Source organism: Massilia violaceinigra, assembly GCF_002752675.1.
Taxonomy (GTDB): Bacteria; Pseudomonadota; Gammaproteobacteria; order Burkholderiales; family Burkholderiaceae_D; genus Telluria_A; species Telluria_A violaceinigra.
Genome location: NZ_CP024608.1, coordinates 2,195,986 through 2,210,451, shown reverse-complemented (window position 1 = coordinate 2,210,451; position 14,466 = coordinate 2,195,986). Strand labels below are relative to the sequence as shown.

17 protein-coding genes are annotated in these 14,466 nt (G+C 64.2%); 10 read left to right on the top strand and 7 right to left on the bottom strand.

The window, feature by feature from the left end; all coding sequences use genetic code 11:
* Positions 1-221: 221 nt before the first annotated feature.
* The 7 genes from CR152_RS09940 to CR152_RS09910 form a co-directional block, all read right to left on the bottom strand.
* Complete coding sequence (locus tag CR152_RS09940) at positions 222-413, bottom strand: YjfB family protein (RefSeq protein ID WP_099874774.1); 192 nt, start codon at positions 411-413, stop codon at positions 222-224.
* Positions 414-471: 58 nt separating this feature from the next.
* Positions 472-987, bottom strand: a complete 516-nt coding sequence (mobB, locus tag CR152_RS09935) for a molybdopterin-guanine dinucleotide biosynthesis protein B (RefSeq protein ID WP_099874773.1) — start codon at positions 985-987, stop codon at positions 472-474.
* Between the two features lie 62 nt (positions 988-1,049).
* Positions 1,050-1,748 carry a general secretion pathway protein GspB gene (locus CR152_RS09930; RefSeq protein WP_099874772.1) on the bottom strand — a complete coding sequence of 233 codons (699 nt, stop codon included), beginning with the start codon at positions 1,746-1,748 and terminating at the stop codon, positions 1,050-1,052.
* Between the two features lies 1 nt (position 1,749).
* Positions 1,750-3,399, bottom strand: coding sequence for an ExeA family protein (locus CR152_RS09925; RefSeq protein WP_099874771.1), 1,650 nt, complete (start codon positions 3,397-3,399; stop codon positions 1,750-1,752).
* An 18-nt stretch (positions 3,400-3,417) separates the two neighbouring features.
* On the bottom strand, positions 3,418-3,939 hold the full coding sequence (locus CR152_RS09920) for a hypothetical protein (protein WP_229413334.1): 522 nt from the start codon (positions 3,937-3,939) through the stop codon (positions 3,418-3,420).
* A 154-nt stretch (positions 3,940-4,093) separates the two neighbouring features.
* Positions 4,094-4,279 (bottom strand): hypothetical protein, encoded by a 186-nt coding sequence (locus CR152_RS09915; RefSeq protein WP_099874770.1) that lies wholly within the window; start codon positions 4,277-4,279, stop codon positions 4,094-4,096.
* A gap of 313 nt (positions 4,280-4,592) precedes the next feature.
* Positions 4,593-5,510: a LysR family transcriptional regulator gene (locus CR152_RS09910; protein WP_099874769.1), complete on the bottom strand. Its 918-nt coding sequence runs from the start codon at positions 5,508-5,510 to the stop codon at positions 4,593-4,595.
* A 172-nt stretch (positions 5,511-5,682) separates the two neighbouring features.
* Here CR152_RS09910 and CR152_RS09905 point away from each other — a divergent pair, with 172 nt between their 5' ends.
* From CR152_RS09905 to CR152_RS09860, 10 genes are all read left to right on the top strand, one after another.
* The gene (locus tag CR152_RS09905) at positions 5,683-5,931 is read left to right on the top strand and encodes a hypothetical protein (RefSeq protein ID WP_099874768.1); all 249 of its coding nucleotides are present in this window, start codon (positions 5,683-5,685) and stop codon (positions 5,929-5,931) included.
* 147 nt (positions 5,932-6,078) lie between these two features.
* Positions 6,079-6,318, top strand: coding sequence for a hypothetical protein (locus CR152_RS09900; RefSeq protein WP_099874767.1), 240 nt, complete (start codon positions 6,079-6,081; stop codon positions 6,316-6,318).
* Positions 6,319-6,571: 253 nt separating this feature from the next.
* Positions 6,572-7,474, top strand: a complete 903-nt coding sequence (locus CR152_RS09895) for a head GIN domain-containing protein (RefSeq protein ID WP_099874766.1) — start codon at positions 6,572-6,574, stop codon at positions 7,472-7,474.
* A 292-nt stretch (positions 7,475-7,766) separates the two neighbouring features.
* Complete coding sequence (locus CR152_RS09890) at positions 7,767-8,639, top strand: glucosamine kinase nucleotide-binding domain-containing protein (protein WP_099874765.1); 873 nt, start codon at positions 7,767-7,769, stop codon at positions 8,637-8,639.
* 2 nt (positions 8,640-8,641) lie between these two features.
* Positions 8,642-9,376 (top strand): GntR family transcriptional regulator, encoded by a 735-nt coding sequence (locus tag CR152_RS09885; RefSeq protein ID WP_054266873.1) that lies wholly within the window; start codon positions 8,642-8,644, stop codon positions 9,374-9,376.
* Positions 9,373-10,485, top strand: coding sequence for an N-acetylglucosamine-6-phosphate deacetylase (gene nagA, locus CR152_RS09880; protein ID WP_099874764.1), 1,113 nt, complete (start codon positions 9,373-9,375; stop codon positions 10,483-10,485). The genes CR152_RS09885 and nagA overlap by 4 nt, the downstream gene beginning before the upstream one ends.
* On the top strand, positions 10,478-11,488 hold the full coding sequence (locus CR152_RS09875; protein WP_208640259.1) for an SIS domain-containing protein: 1,011 nt from the start codon (positions 10,478-10,480) through the stop codon (positions 11,486-11,488). Before nagA ends, CR152_RS09875 begins: the two co-directional genes overlap by 8 nt.
* 16 nt (positions 11,489-11,504) lie before the next feature.
* Entirely contained in the window at positions 11,505-12,761 is a 1,257-nt protein-coding gene (locus CR152_RS09870) for an ABC transporter substrate-binding protein (protein WP_099874763.1), read from the top strand.
* Positions 12,761-13,627, top strand: coding sequence for a carbohydrate ABC transporter permease (locus tag CR152_RS09865; protein WP_099874762.1), 867 nt, complete (start codon positions 12,761-12,763; stop codon positions 13,625-13,627). Before CR152_RS09870 ends, CR152_RS09865 begins: the two co-directional genes overlap by 1 nt.
* Positions 13,627-14,445: a carbohydrate ABC transporter permease gene (locus tag CR152_RS09860; RefSeq protein ID WP_099874761.1), complete on the top strand. Its 819-nt coding sequence runs from the start codon at positions 13,627-13,629 to the stop codon at positions 14,443-14,445. Before CR152_RS09865 ends, CR152_RS09860 begins: the two co-directional genes overlap by 1 nt.
* Positions 14,446-14,466 lie beyond the last annotated feature (21 nt).

The following is a 14,466-nucleotide window of genomic DNA, read 5'->3' as shown; positions in this document are numbered from 1 at the left end:
TGCCAGCTCGGGGGCGATTGTAAAGCCGGCCGTGCGATTACCGCGCGCGCTTTTCAGTTCCTTACAACTTTCCCCATGCCGCAGGCGATTCTAACGTAAAAAACCCGGCCCCTCCTTCGACAGGAGGTCGCCGGGCGGCGTGCCGCAGCACGGCGGAGCCAGGCTCCTGCCGCACGGACAGCGAATGTCTGTTCAGCAGGCTGCGCCCTGACGGGCGCGGCTCAGGCAGTCGTGTTGATCGTGTTGCCGAGGTTCGACGGCAAGCGCGGGCTTTTCGGCAGCGCGTCGATCAGCTGGGCAGCGACCTGGCCTTCCATCTGTTGCGCTTTTTTCAAGACGGCGTAGCCGACTTCCTGCTTGATACCTGTCTGGGCCATGCTGGTTGCCAGTGAGGCGATTCCTGAAACATCCATGAGAGTTCTCCCGTTTTGATGGCTATCACGGATGGTAACGGCAGCCTGCGTCCATACTTTAGGCTTGCGGCGAATTAATTCTTTGCTTGAGCCAGGCCAGGACTGTCGCCGGCGCGTTCAGGTCGAGCCAGGCGAGCTTGTCGGGCAGATCATCCGGCCGGGGCTCATCCGATGCCACGGCGACAATATGCGGATCGTTCGGATACAGCGCCGGATGGCCCAGCGACGGCCGCTGCACTTCGAGCTTGGGAATGGCTTCCCATTTGTAGCCTTCGACCAAGGTCAGGTCGGCCGGGCCCAGCAGCGCCAGCTGGTCGGCCAGCGTCGGTTCGGGCTCGCCGCGCAGTTCGCGGATGACCGCCACGCGAAACGGCGAGGCGATCATCACCTGCGCCGCACCGGCCAGGCGCAGGCGCGCGCTATCTTTATGGGGCGGTTCGAGCATCACGTCGTGATGGCTGTGCTTGACGACATTGATGCGCAGGCCATCGGCCGCCAGCTGGCTGACCAGTACTTCAAGCAAGGTCGTCTTGCCGCTGCCGGACCAGCCGATCACACCCAGTAGATTGTGCATGCGCGGCCTTTCCGCCGTAGAGTGAGACAAGTAAGTCCGCCATTATACAAACTACAAAGGCATCAATACGGATGGCGGTAGCGCTCGCCCTTGTATTTCATGACGGCCGCCTTGGGCAGCAATTTTTCAAGCACCAGGCCGGGCGCCACTTCATCGCCTTCGCGGCGCAGCACCTTATCGATGAGCAACAGACGGTCGGCCGGATTCTTGGAGTAAATGTAGCCGCCAACCGCGATCGGCGGAATCTCGTGCTGCAGCGCTTCTGGCAACTCGCGCAGGGTGCGCAGTTTCTCTTCCGGCGCGGGAGGTGCTGTGTCGGCCTTGGCCACGTCCTCTTTCGCCGGCGCAGGCTTGACTGGTTCAGCCTTCTTGACCCGCTCGGGTTTGAGGACAGGTTCGGCCACGGCGACCTTGACCGGCTCGCTCTTGCGCGGCGGCGCTTCCGCCACAGGCATGGCAACCGCTTCGGGAGCTGGCGCGGGCACAGGAGCGGGTGCGGGTGCGGGTGCGGGAGCCGGAATGGCAGCCACCGGGGCGGCAGCCTGCACCACAGGCGCCGGCGCAGCCGGTTGCCGCCAGGCGTACACGGCGGCCCCGGCGGCCCCGAGCGCGAGCAGCGCCAGCCCGATCACGAGCGGCTTGGCGCCGGCGCCGTCACGTTCCGGCTCGCCGCCATGGAGCGGCACGGCGTGAATGGTCGGCGCGCTGCCGATCTGGCGTTCGGCCTGGGCTTTCTTGAGGGCTTCGAGAATATACGACATCTTATGGTTTCCCCGTTGCGCTGGCGGCCAGGAGGCGCGGCTCGGCCACGCCGGTCAGCTGGTTCAGACGCATGTAGGTGCGCGGACCGGCCACGCCGTCCGCCTTGAGATTCTGCCGGGTCTGGAAGGTGCGCAGCAATTCGACCGTCTGGCCGCTCAGCGGCCGGTCCGCCGCGGGCGGCACCAGGCCGTTGATCTTGGCCAGGCGCGAAGCGATCCAGTCGACATCGGCGCCCTGCTCCCCGGCGCTGACCTGGTCGCGGTAGTAGCGTGGCATCGTCCACAGGGTCACGAAGCTGCCGTCCGAGCGCGTGGCGAGCGCACCGATGTCGATCTTCTGCTCCTTGCCATCGACGCTCAGGCGCGCGTGGGTGTCGTCCATGCCGGTCAGCAGCGCATAGCTCACCTGCGCACCGTCGCGCAGGGTGAGGATGGCCGGACGGTCCAGCAGGCGCAATTCATACAGCCCACCCTTGCTCTGATGGCAGCGCAGGTTCAGCTTGAGCACATCGTCGCAGGTGGCGCCGGCCGGCAGGGCCACGCCCCACAGGGCCGCCAGGGGGCGCAGCGCCTCCTGCTCGCTCGCATGCGCCAGCGGCGTGACGGCGACCCGTGGCGTGCTCGCCACCGGTGGCGCACTCGCCGCCGGCACCGCCCTCGACTGCGGCGCCGCCGCGAGCACGGTGGCCGCCACCGCCGCGGGGGCGGCAGCCTGCAGCGCCGGTGCGGATGGTCGCATCTGCCACGCGGCGGCAGCGCTGATCACGGCTGCAGCCGCTACCCCGGCCGCGACGGCCGGCCAGCGGTTTTTCGGCGCGGGCGCCTTGGCACCACCGGAAAACACTTCGCTGCCGGCGCGGCGCAGGATAGGGCGCGTCACTTCACGGCTGTTTTCGACGTACGCGCCCAGCAGCGCGCGGTCGCACAGCAGGTTGATGCGTCGCGGCACGCCCTGGGATAGCTGGAATACCTGCGGCATCACCGAACGCGGAAATGGCCGCGACGAGCCCCCGCCGGCCACCGCCAGGCGGTGCGCGATGTAGCTGGCGGTTTCCGCTTCGGTGAGGGAACCGAGGTGATAGCGCGCGATCACGCGCTGGGCCAGCTGTTCGAGTTCCGGCCGGGCCAGCATCGCGCGCAGCTCGGGCTGGCCGATCAGGATGATCTGCAGCAGCTTGCGCTCACTCGTTTCCAGATTGGTCAGCAGGCGCAGCTGTTCGAGCACGTCGGCCGACAGGTTCTGGGCCTCGTCGATGATCAGCACATTGTTCTTGCCCTGCGCATGGCTGGCCAGCAGGTAGCGGTTGATGGCGTCGACATAGCTCTTCACGCTCACCGCCCCGGCCGGTGCCGGCGGCAGGTCGATGCGGAACTCGTCGCAGATCGACAGCAGCAATTCCTCCACCGTCAGCTTGGGATTGAAGATGTAAGCCAGGCGGCAATCGGCCGGAATCTGCTCGATGAAGCAGCGGCACACGGTGGTCTTGCCGGCGCCGATCTCGCCGGTCAGCAGCACGAAGCCGCCGCCGCTGCCGACCCCATAGAGCAGGTGCGCCAGCGCTTCGCGGTGGCGTTCGCTCATGTACAGGTAGCGCGGGTCGGGGGCGATCGAAAACGGTGATTGCTTCAGGCTGAAGAATTGCTTATACATGGATTCCCTGGAAGTGCATCACCGCTGGCTGCCGACGGGTAGCGGCTTGTATTTGGCGCAGTAAATCTTGGACTTGGTCTTGAAGTAGACGATCTTGCTGCCGGGATTGGACGCGCGCACGGGATACTGCGAGTTGTCCATCGACACATGGCGCACGCCCACGGCGTTGCGGATCGACTCTTCGAGCTTGTCGGGCGTGGTGTCGGCCACGGCGGCAACGAACACCACTTCGCTGGTATCGTCGCTGATCATGATGTCGGTCACCTGCGCGCCCCACAAGGTGCCGTCGGCCTTGAACCAGTAGGCGCCGCCCTCGTGCTTGTACGACGGGCCGAAAGCGCTCACCAGATAATCGTGGAAGTAGGCATTGTCGAGCTGGCTGCGGCACAGGATGGCGCTGCCGATGACGGGGCCGAAGGTCGACGGCGCGGCCTGGGCGGCGGGAGCGGCCAGCAACGCCAGGGCGCAGCTTCGCGCCAGCAGTGCCCGCAAGCGCTCCGCTGCCGGGGAAACCTGTTCCGAACCGATCGCCAGGCGCATCCGACCTCCCAAGCCCGCGTGCTTACTGACGCGCGCGCTCTTCCTTCTTGACCTTCTTTTGTTCCTTTTTCTCTTTTACCGACTTGGCCGGCTCTTTTTTCGATTCTTTTTTACTGTCTTGCGCTTTACTCATTGCAATCTCCTGATAACGATTCTATAGCTTGGACAGCCAATTGCGGTTCGCAGCGATTTTTTGCTTGGCAGAAGCGGGCAGCACCTCGTAACAACCGGGATACTGCTTGAGCGCGTGCTCGCGAATTTCCTTCTGCAAACCGTTGATAATAAACACATATACGATGGCACCGTCGTCGTTCTGTCGCGTGCCCATATAGCGGATCATTATTCCTCCCTTTGTTCCGTGAGCGGAGCGAATAAACCTCGGTTGTTCTCACATCGTCGCATTATGACACTGCCCGGCGCGATTTCGCTACCCGGAGCAAAGTTAGCCGACGAAAAAAAGCCCGCACGGAGCGGGCTTTCGAGATGGACAACGAGTGCCCGTAATACATCTTGTTTTTGTAAAATTTGCCAGAAAGCACATTACACATGCCACTCTGGAATCACTAAATTCCGACTAGAAATATAGCACAGGGAATTGACGTCAATGAACAAAATGTCAGCGGGTGTGGCAAGAAAGAAACGGCTCAAGGTGCTTACACATGCGCGAGCCAGGGATCGCTTTCCGGACGCGGAAACTGGGCCGTCATGAAATCGACGAAGCTGCGCACCTTGTACGACAGCAGGCGCCGGCTCGGATAGACCAGCGAGAGCGACATCTGGCCCAGGTGGTGGCCCTTGAGCAGTTGCACCAGGCGCCCGCTGCTCAGGTCATCCTCGAGCGTGAGCGAGGAGCGCACCATGATGCCCATGCCGGCAATGGCCGCCTGGCGCAGCACCGAAATATTGTTCGACACCACGCGCGCCGTGATCGGTACGTCGACCTGCTTGTTTTCCCATTTCACGGGCCAGCTGTGGCGCAGCTGCTCAAAGGCGAAGTTGAGGCAATCGTGCGAGGACACGTCGACCGGCGTGAGCGGCTCGCCGCGCCGGGCGATGTATTCGGGCGAGGCGCACAGCACCACGTTCGAGGTGGCCAGGCGGCGCGCGATCAGGCTCGAGTCGAATTTTTGCAAGCCCATGTAAATGCCGACGTCGAATCCCTCCTCGACGATATCGACCGAATGATCGGCCAGGCTGACGTCGAGCACCACGTCCGGCACGGTGGCCGCGTACAGGGGCAGCAGCCTGGCCAGCTGGTACTGGCCGAAGCCGGGATGGCAGTAGATGCGCAGCGTGCCGCTGGCCTTGCGCGCCGAGGAGGATGCGACCGCGTCGGCGTCGTCGATATCGGCCAGGATCTGGCGCACGCGCTCCAGGTATTGCTTGCCGGTTTCGGTGAGCGAGAGTTTGCGTGTGGTGCGGTTGAGCAAGCGCGTGCCGAGATGGGCTTCGAGGTCGGCGACATTGCGCGTAACAACGGTATTCGACATATCCAGCGCCTGCGCCGCGCGGGCAAAGCTGCCCTGTTCGACCACTTTGGAAAACACGCGCATTGATTGAAGCCTGTCCATCCCGCCTCCCGATTGTGGATTATCCCCGATAGCGCAACGTTGCATTGCGATTATTCGCCTTTTTTGCGGATAGCGCAACGTATAGACTGCTTCACATGGACGAGCAAACGCAAACAGGCAACTCGTCAACGCCGCAACCGAGCGACGTTCACCCAATTACTGGAGAAACACCATGAAATCATTGTCTTTCGTTGCTGCTGTTGCCGTGTTTGTTGCTGGTTCCGCTGTTGCTGCCGACGCACCGCTGGCCAATGCGAGTGTGAGCGCGGCTGCAAGCAGCATTACCGCCACCCGCCTGAACGTGCCTGAACTGTCGGCCCCGTCGAGCCGCACCCGCGCCGAAGTGCGCGCCGAAGCCGTGGAAGCGGCCAAGAATGCGCGCCCGACGCTGTCCAATCAGTTGGACATGTCCAAAAACTGAGCTTGATTATTGCGAATTCCGCAATTGTGCATTGCGTCAATCGAGCTTTTTCGGATCAATCAGACGCAATACACTGACCTTATTCAAAGAGCACCGCTCTTACCGCCGCAGACAATCGCGACGTTGACCTAATACTGGAGAAATATTATGAACGCATCGAAATTGTTTACCGCCGTAGCAGCCCTGGTCCTGACCGGTTCCGCCTTTGCCGCCGACGCACCTGCCGCCAGCACCGCGGTTTCCGCCGCCGCCGCATCGAGCCTGAGCGTGCCAGCGGTGACCATCAACCAGTCGCGCAGCAGCAGCGATGTCAGCGCCGAAGCCGTCCAGTTCGTCAAGAACTACAAGACCGCCTTCGCCGTCCAGCTGGAACAGTACAAGAACTAATACAGTACGAGCATTAAGCGCGCGGTCCGCCCCCGACCGTTCGCCGTAGTACCTGCGCAGTACCTGTCAAACCGGAAAACCTGACGCCCCCTCGGGTTTTCCGACCTCCCCCGCCTCCCCGTTTCCTGCCATTCCTTCATCCTGACCGTTCAAGCCGCCGATTCGACCATCTGTCGATTTTCGCTCGCGCGCCCGCGCCCCTGGCCGTATTGTTCATGTTCCGAACTCAACGCCGCCCAGCGGCAGACACGCCATGACAACCTTACTCAAGCAAGCCACCTTCGCCACCCTGCTCTGCGCCGCCGCGGCCAGCCATGCCGAGAACATCTCCGACGTGCGCAAGGTCGCCCCCTTCCACGCAATCGAACTGTCCGGCCCTTATAAAGTGGTGATCACGGGCCAGGGCACGCAAGCGCTCGAACTGTCGGGCCAACGCAAGGAACTGGAGCGTATCGAAACCATCGTCAAGGGCGACACCCTGATCGTGCGCCCGCGTTCGCGCAGCGGCATCAACATCAGCTTCAACGACGACGAGCGCGCCACCATCACCATCGTGGTGCCCGGCCTGCGCAGCCTGGCCAATTCGGGCAGCGCCGACGTGTCGCTCAGCCAGGTCGAAGGCGAGCAGTTCGCAATGAACCTGAGCGGCTCGGGCGATGTGGATGTGTACCAGCTCAAGACCGGCAAGCTGAACCTGTCCATGAAAGGCTCGGGCGACGTCAAACTGGCTGGCGCGGCGCGCACCTTGCAGCTCGACGCGCACGGCTCGGGCGACATCGAAGCGTGCGGCCTGGCCGTCGAACGCAGCAGCGCCGTGCTGCGCGGCTCGGGCGAAGCCTGCGTTCCGGGCGGCACCGGGCAATTCCTGGGTGAAGTCCACGGCTCGGGCGAGCTGACGGTCAAGCAGCTGCGCGCCGACAAGGCACGCCTGGTGGTGGCCGGTTCGGGCGAAATCGACATCGAAGGCACCGTCGGCGCACTCACCGCGGACCTGAGCGGCTCGGGCAGCGTCGACGGCGACAACCTGGTGGCGCAACAGGCCAGCGTGAGCGTGCGCGGATCGGGCAGCGCCGAAGTGCGGGTCAAACCGAACGCCAGCGCCGCGGCGCAACTGATGCACTATGACCGCAAGGGCGCGAGCACATCGCACAACTAGGCGCCGCCGGCACGGTTTTGCAGCGCAGTGGGCACCAATGGTGCCCACGTTGCGTTTACATCCACGAGCCTGCGCGGCCATACCAAATTGGCACTAATCCACAACCGCATTAATACCATTCGATTCATTTTAAAAATCCTTATAAAACAGCGGCTTGGCGCATTTTTCGACCTTCGCCACCCAATGCCAATTCGGTATTTTATAATACCACTTAAATACCTGTTGACAAGGTGGTTAGGCGATCATATAGTGCCCACACCTTCCCCACTTCAGAACCCGGACAACAACACACATGATCGAATATCTCATCGGCGTCGATGGCGGTGGAACCGGTACCAGGGTGCGCCTGGCGCGCGCCGACGGCAGCCAGTTGGCACAAGGCCAGGGCGGGCCGTCCGGCCTCTCGCTCGGCATCGCGCAGGCGTGGAACTCGGTCGCCGAGGCGATCACCTCGGCCTTCGGCGCGGCCGGCATCGCGCAACCCGCCAATGCCGGCATCGCCATCGGTCTGGGCCTGGCCGGCGTGCACAATCCGCAGTGGGCCGAACAATTCATCGCCGCCGATCCCGGTTTCGGCGCCTTGCGCCTCGAGAACGACGGTTTCACCACGCTGATGGGCGCGCACGGCGGCAAACCGGGCACCATCGTCGCCATCGGCACCGGCAGCGTGGGCCAGGCTTTGCTGGCCGACGGCAGCCTGCGCGAAGTTGGCGGCTGGGGCTTCCCGACCGGCGACGAAGCCGGCGGCGGCTGGATGGGCTTGCGCGCCATCGCCCACATCGAAAAAGTCATCGACGGCCGCGCGTCGCACAGCACCTTTGCGCAAGCGGTGATCGACGCCTGCGGCGGCGAACGCAATGCGATCCAGGTCTGGATCGGCGGCGCCACCCAGACCGTCTTTGCCTCGCTCGCCCCGCTGGTGGTGGCCCATGCCGACAACAACGACACCGCGCGCGCCATCCTGGCCGACGCCGGGCGCGAAGTGGCATTGATGGCGCACGCGCTCGACCCATCCGGCCAACTGCCGCTGGCCCTGTGCGGCGGCCTTGGCGAACCGCTGCGCGCTTACCTGCCGCCAGACCTGCTGGCACGCAGCGTCGCTCCCCTGGGCGACTCCGCCAGCGGCGCGCTGCGCATGATCGAACTCCACGTGAGAGGACACTAACCATGCTTGCGCAGCTTAGCGATTTCAAGCCCGACGCCGACAGCGTCACCCCGCTGTACATGCAGCTGGCGAACAAACTATCGGCCGGCATCACCAGCGGCGACTGGCGCGCCAACGAAGCGCTGCCGTCCGAGCGCATGCTCTCGGACATGCTCGACATCTCGCGCGTCACCGCGCGCAAGGCCATCGACATGCTGTGCGACCGCGGCATGCTCACGCGCCGGCGCGGCTCCGGTACCTACATCACGCCGAAACTGGAGCAGCCGCTCTCGCGCCTGACCAGCTTTTCGGAAGAACTGAGCCAGCGCGGTTTCACCGCCGGCTCGCGCTGGCTCGAACGCGAGATCGGCGTGGCCGCCCCGCTGGAACTACTCTCGCTTGGCCTGTCGCCGAACATGCCGGTGGCGCGCCTGCGCCGCCTGCGCACCGCCGACGACGTGGTGATGGCGATCGAAACGACCACCATCCCGGCCATCCACATGCCCGACCCGCACGGCGTGACCGATTCGCTGTACGGCTACCTCGAGGCGCGCGGCGCCATTCCGATGCGCGCCCTGCAGCATATCCGCGCCGTCAACGCCAATGCGGAGCAGGCGCGCCTGGCCGGTCTGGCCCCGGGTGCGGCAATGCTGCACATTACCCGTGTGAGTTACCTGGACAGCGGCGCGGCGGTGGAACTGACCCACTCGTTCTGCCGCAGTGATTATTATGAATTCGTAGCGGAGTCGCGCCGATGAGCGATGCAATCAAGGGCAATATCCTGACCACCAGCGGCTGGATCAACGGCGCGATCAGCTTCGGCGAACGCGTGACCAGCATCAGCGGCGGCGCGGTCGATCCATCCGTCAACGGCGACGACTACATCATCCCCGGCTTCATCGACCTGCACGTGCATGGCGGTGGCGGCAAGGACATCATGGAGGCCGGCGACGCGCCCCACGTGATCGCCGCCATGCATGCAAAGCATGGCACCACCTGCCTGCTGGCCACCACCATGACCGCGCCGCCGCACGAAATCACCGCCGCGCTCAAAGCCATCGGCGCCGCCTGCGCCGCGCGCCGCCAAGGCGCGGCGCGCATTCTCGGCGTGCATCTGGAAGGCCCGTACATCAACTCCGGCAAGCTGGGAGCGCAGCCGAACTACGCGCGCGCCGCCACCCTGGCCGAAGTGCAGCAGCTGGGCAGCTATGCGCCGATGCGCCTCATTACCGTGGCGCCGGAAATCGCCGGCCACCTGAACCTGGTGCGCGAACTCAGTAACGCCGGCATCCGCGTGCAGATCGGGCACACGCTCGGTTCGTACGAAGATGGCGTGGCCGCGCTGGAGCACGGCGCGGCCGGTTTCACGCACCTGTTCAACGCCATGAGCGGCCTGCATCACCGCGAGCCGGGCATGGTTGGCGCGGCGCTGGCGCATGCGCAGTACGCCGAACTGATTCCCGACCTGCTGCACGTGCACCCGGGGGCCATCAAGGTGGCGCTGCGTTCGATCCCGCACCTGTACTGCGTCACCGATTCCACCGCCGCCACCGGCATGCCCGACGGCGACTACAAGCTTGGCCGCCACAGCGTGCAGAAATGCATGGGCGGCGTGCGCCTGCCCGACGGCACCCTGGCCGGCAGCACGCTGACGATGGACCAGGCGCTGCGCAACCTGGTGAGCCTGGGCCTGTCGCTGGAAGACGCCTCGCACCGGGTGTCGACCTACGCCGCCGACTACCTCGGCGAAACCGAACGCGGACGCCTGGCGCCGGGCACCTTTGCCGACATGGTGGTCCTGGACCGCGACCTGAAAATCAAAGCTGTCTATATCGAAGGAGAAAAGTGTGACCTCACTGATGCTTAAAGAAGCCATGTCCGCCGCCGACTGCGTCGCCCTGCAACTGGAAAACGACGTCGAACGCTACGCGGAACTGGGCCGCAAGCTGAGGACCACCACCTTCAACACCGCGCTGACGGTGGCGCGTGGCAGTTCCGACCACGCCGCCAATTACTGCGCCTACCTGATCATGGCGCGCATGGGCCGCATCGTCGCGTCCCTGCCGATGTCGCTGGTGACCTTGTACAAGTCACCGCTGGTCACGCGCGACACGCTCACCATCGCCATTTCGCAATCGGGCCAGAGCCCGGACGTGGTTGAACCGATCCGCTACTTCCGCGACGGTGGCGCTACCACCATCGCGCTGGTCAACGATATCGATTCGCCCCTGGCCGCCGCCGCCGAATGGGCAATGCCGCTGCGCGCAGGTAAAGAACAGAGCGTGGCTGCCACCAAGAGCTTCATCACCAGCCTGGTAGCCGGCGCGCGCCTTGTCGCGCAGTGGCAGAACGACCCGGAACTGACCGAAGGACTGGCCGCCCTGCCCGAGGCATTGCGCCGCGCCACCGAGGTGGACTGGTCGCCGGCGCTGGAAGTGCTCACGCCGGCCCGCAACATCATGGTGGTCGGACGCGGCATCAGTTTTCCGATCGCGCTCGAATCGGCGCTCAAGTTCAAGGAAACCTCGGCCCTGCAGGCGGAAGCCTTCAGCGGCGCCGAAATCAAGCACGGCCCGATGGCCTTGATCGAAGACGGCTACCCGCTGCTGATTTTCGCAACGCGCGGACCGACCCAGGTCGGCCTGATTGCGCTGGCAGCCGAAATGCGCACCCGCGGCGCGCGCGTGCTGCTGGCCGCGCCCGCCGACGTGCCCGAGCGCGACCTGACCTTGCCGACCGCCGCCACCCCGGACCTCGACCCGATCGTCGCCGTGCAGGCGTTCTATGTGATGGCGGCGCAACTGTCGAAAGCGCGCGGCATGGACCCGGACCGTCCGCGCCACCTCAGCAAAGTCACCAAGACCAACTGACGCGACTGCGCCATCAATGAAAACGATACTACTGACGGCATTGATGGCACTGGGGCTGGCGGCTTCGGCGGCCGCCGCCGAGACGAAAATCGAGTTCTGGACCTTCAGCATGAAGCCCAAGTTCACGCCGTTTTTCGAATCGGTGGCGCGCAATTACGAGGCTGCCAATCCGGGCGTGAAGATCGAATGGATCGATTTTCCGTGGGATGTCATCCAGACCAAGCTGGTCACGCGCATCGTGGCCGGCACGCCGCCGGCGCTGGTCAACCTGAACGTGCCCTGGGCCGACGAATACGCGCGCGACGAACTGCTCACGCCCGTCGACGCCCTGCTCGGCGCATCCAAAGCCAGCTACATTCCCAGCACCCTGGAAGACCTGCGCTTCAAGGGCAAGACCTACGGCTTCCCGATGTACAGCAACGTCGCCGTGATCGCCTACAACCAGACGATCTTCAAGGACGCGGGTCTGACGCGCGGCCCGCAAAGCTTCGACGAGCAGCTTGCCTTCGCGCGCCAGATCGCCGCGCGCACCGGCAAGGCCGGCATCGCCCCGGCGCTGTCGAAAATCGATGGCCTGTTCATGTGGCAGGGCCTGGCCGTCATCAAGGATGGCAAGGCGGTGTTCAATTCGGAGCAGCACGTGGCGCTGGTGCAAAAACTCGCCGCGACCTACAAGGCCGGCGGCCTGCTCAAGGAAAGCCTGTTCGCCGAAGATAACTTTCCCGCCGTGGTCGACGCCTACAAGGGCGGGCGCCTGGGCATGCTGCTGGCACCACCGACGGCACTCAAACGCATCCAGAACGACGCGAAAGAGATCTACGCCATCACCAGCGTGGCGCCGGCGCCGCTCGGCCCGACCGGCATTGCCGATGGCGGCTGGCTGATTCATTTCGCGATACCCAAAAGCGTGGACGCGAAGCTGCTTCCAGCGGTCGGCAAGTTCGCGCTGTACCTGACGGGCGACGCCAACCAGCTGGCCTTTGCCAAGCAGGCCAGCGTGTTCCCCACCACCGTCAGGGCGGCTGCCGATCCTTACTTCCTGGCGCTGCCGGCCAACGCCGGCGCGGCCGAAAAGGCCGTGGAAGCTGGCGCGCGCTCGATGGCCCATTCGCACACCCTGTACGTGGCCGGTATCGACGATTACGACGAACTTCGCCGCTCGCTGGTCAAGGCGGTCGAAGCGGGCGTCACCGGCAAGCAGGACGTGCAGCAGGCGCTCGACCAGGCCGTGGCGATCTGGAACAAGAAGCTGTCCAAACAGAGGTTGCATTAATGAGTACACGGCGCCACACCCTGCAGGCATGGATGTTCCTGGCACCGGCACTGGTGCTGCTGGCCGTGTTTTCGTTCTGGCCGGTGGCTTACGGCTCCTTCCTCGCGTTCACCGATTACAGCCTGATACGGCCAACGTCGTTCGTCGGGTTTGACAACTTCCGCTACATCTTCGATAACGAGATGTTCGTCACGGGCCTGAAAAACTCGCTGCTGTTTATGGTGATGGTGCCGTTCGTGCAGATCGGCGCGATCGCGCTGGCGGTGCTGGTCAATAACCAGCTGCCCGGCATCCGCTGGTTCCGCGCCGCCTTCTACGTGCCGGTAGTGACCACGGTGTCGGTGGTCGGCATCATGTGGGGCTTCATGTTCCACGAACAGGGCACGCTCAATTACGTCTTCATGCAGCTGCACCTGGCGAACGCGCCCATCGGCTGGCTGACCGACGACACCCTGGCGCTGTTCGCCGTCATGTTCGTCACCCTGTGGCGCGGCCTTGGCTGGTACATGGTGATGTACCTGGCGGCGCTGCAGGCCATCCCCGCCGACATGCAGGAAGCGGCCATGCTCGATGGCGCCAACCGCTGGCAGCAGTTCTGGAAGATCACCGTGCCGATGCTGCGCCCCACCATTGCCGTGTGCACGATCCTGTCGGTGCTGGCCGCGCTGAAGGCCTATCAGGAAGTGGACGTACTGACCCAGGGCGGGCCGATGAATTCGACCTTTACCGCCCTGTACTACGCCTACGACCAGGGCCTCAAGCACCTCAAGCTGCCGCGCGCGCTCGCCGCCAGCCTGGTGGTGTCGAGCATCTGTATCGGTATCGCGCTGGTGTGCCTGCGCTACCTCAAACCGAAGCACCGCTGATGCGCGCGCGTTCGCTGGCCACGTTCGGCCATTACCTGATCCTGTGCGTGCTGGCCGTGGTGTGCGTGTTCCCGTTCTGGTGGACGCTGGTCACGGCGATATCGACCGAAGGCAATGTGTTCGCCTTTCCGCCGACGTTCTGGCCACGCGCGCCGTCGCTGGAAAACTTCGCGGAGGTGTTTCGCGCGATTCCGATTCTCGCCTTTTTCAAGAACTCGGTGCTGATCGCCGTGTGCACCGTGTTCTGGAAGCTGGCACTGTGTTCGATGGCGGCCTATCCGCTGGCGCGCATGCACTTCCGCGGCCGCAAACTGGTGTTCGGCGTGATCCTCGCAACGCTGGTGCTGCCGTCGGAGGTGAACTTCCTGGTGAACTTCATCACCGTCACCAAGCTGTCGCTGGTGGACACCTACACCGGCGTGATTCTGCCCAACGTGGTCACGGCAGTGGCCATTTTGCTGCTCAAGCAGGCTTTTGAAGAAGTGCCGCAAGACCTGATCGATGCCGCCCGCGTCGACGGCGCCTCGGAGTGGATCATCTTCAGCAAGATCATGCTGCCGCTGATCGCGCCGTGGCTGGCCACGGTCGGCATCCTGACCGCGGTCGAAGCCTGGAACGAGTACATCTGGCCCTCGATCGTGATGAGCAAGCCCGATGAATTTCCGCTGTCGGTGGGCGTGCTGTATTTGCGCGGCACCTTCGGCAGCAGTACCCGCGTGATCGCCGCCGGCACCGTGCTGACGATCCTGCCCACGCTGGCCGCCTTCCTGTTCACGCAGCGCTTCTTCATGCGCGGCATGGACGGCGCAGTCAAGTAACGCTGTTAAGAAACCCCACCC

Bases quoted from the DNA above. Each gene is read 5' to 3' on its own strand.
- CR152_RS09940 (WP_099874774.1), bottom strand. From the start codon at position 413: ATGGATGTTTCAGGAATCGCCTCACTGGCAACCAGCATGGCCCAGACA.
- mobB (WP_099874773.1), bottom strand. From the start codon at position 987: ATGCACAATCTACTGGGTGTGATCGGCTGGTCCGGCAGCGGCAAGACG.
- CR152_RS09930 (WP_099874772.1), bottom strand. From the start codon at position 1,748: ATGTCGTATATTCTCGAAGCCCTCAAGAAAGCCCAGGCCGAACGCCAG.
- CR152_RS09925 (WP_099874771.1), bottom strand. From the start codon at position 3,399: ATGTATAAGCAATTCTTCAGCCTGAAGCAATCACCGTTTTCGATCGCC.
- CR152_RS09920 (WP_229413334.1), bottom strand. From the start codon at position 3,939: ATGCGCCTGGCGATCGGTTCGGAACAGGTTTCCCCGGCAGCGGAGCGC.
- CR152_RS09915 (WP_099874770.1), bottom strand. From the start codon at position 4,279: ATGATCCGCTATATGGGCACGCGACAGAACGACGACGGTGCCATCGTA.
- CR152_RS09910 (WP_099874769.1), bottom strand. From the start codon at position 5,510: ATGGACAGGCTTCAATCAATGCGCGTGTTTTCCAAAGTGGTCGAACAG.
- CR152_RS09905 (WP_099874768.1), top strand. From the start codon at position 5,683: ATGAAATCATTGTCTTTCGTTGCTGCTGTTGCCGTGTTTGTTGCTGGT.
- CR152_RS09900 (WP_099874767.1), top strand. From the start codon at position 6,079: ATGAACGCATCGAAATTGTTTACCGCCGTAGCAGCCCTGGTCCTGACC.
- CR152_RS09895 (WP_099874766.1), top strand. From the start codon at position 6,572: ATGACAACCTTACTCAAGCAAGCCACCTTCGCCACCCTGCTCTGCGCC.
- CR152_RS09890 (WP_099874765.1), top strand. From the start codon at position 7,767: ATGATCGAATATCTCATCGGCGTCGATGGCGGTGGAACCGGTACCAGG.
- CR152_RS09885 (WP_054266873.1), top strand. From the start codon at position 8,642: ATGCTTGCGCAGCTTAGCGATTTCAAGCCCGACGCCGACAGCGTCACC.
- nagA (WP_099874764.1), top strand. From the start codon at position 9,373: ATGAGCGATGCAATCAAGGGCAATATCCTGACCACCAGCGGCTGGATC.
- CR152_RS09875 (WP_208640259.1), top strand. From the start codon at position 10,478: ATGCTTAAAGAAGCCATGTCCGCCGCCGACTGCGTCGCCCTGCAACTG.
- CR152_RS09870 (WP_099874763.1), top strand. From the start codon at position 11,505: ATGAAAACGATACTACTGACGGCATTGATGGCACTGGGGCTGGCGGCT.
- CR152_RS09865 (WP_099874762.1), top strand. From the start codon at position 12,761: ATGAGTACACGGCGCCACACCCTGCAGGCATGGATGTTCCTGGCACCG.
- CR152_RS09860 (WP_099874761.1), top strand. From the start codon at position 13,627: ATGCGCGCGCGTTCGCTGGCCACGTTCGGCCATTACCTGATCCTGTGC.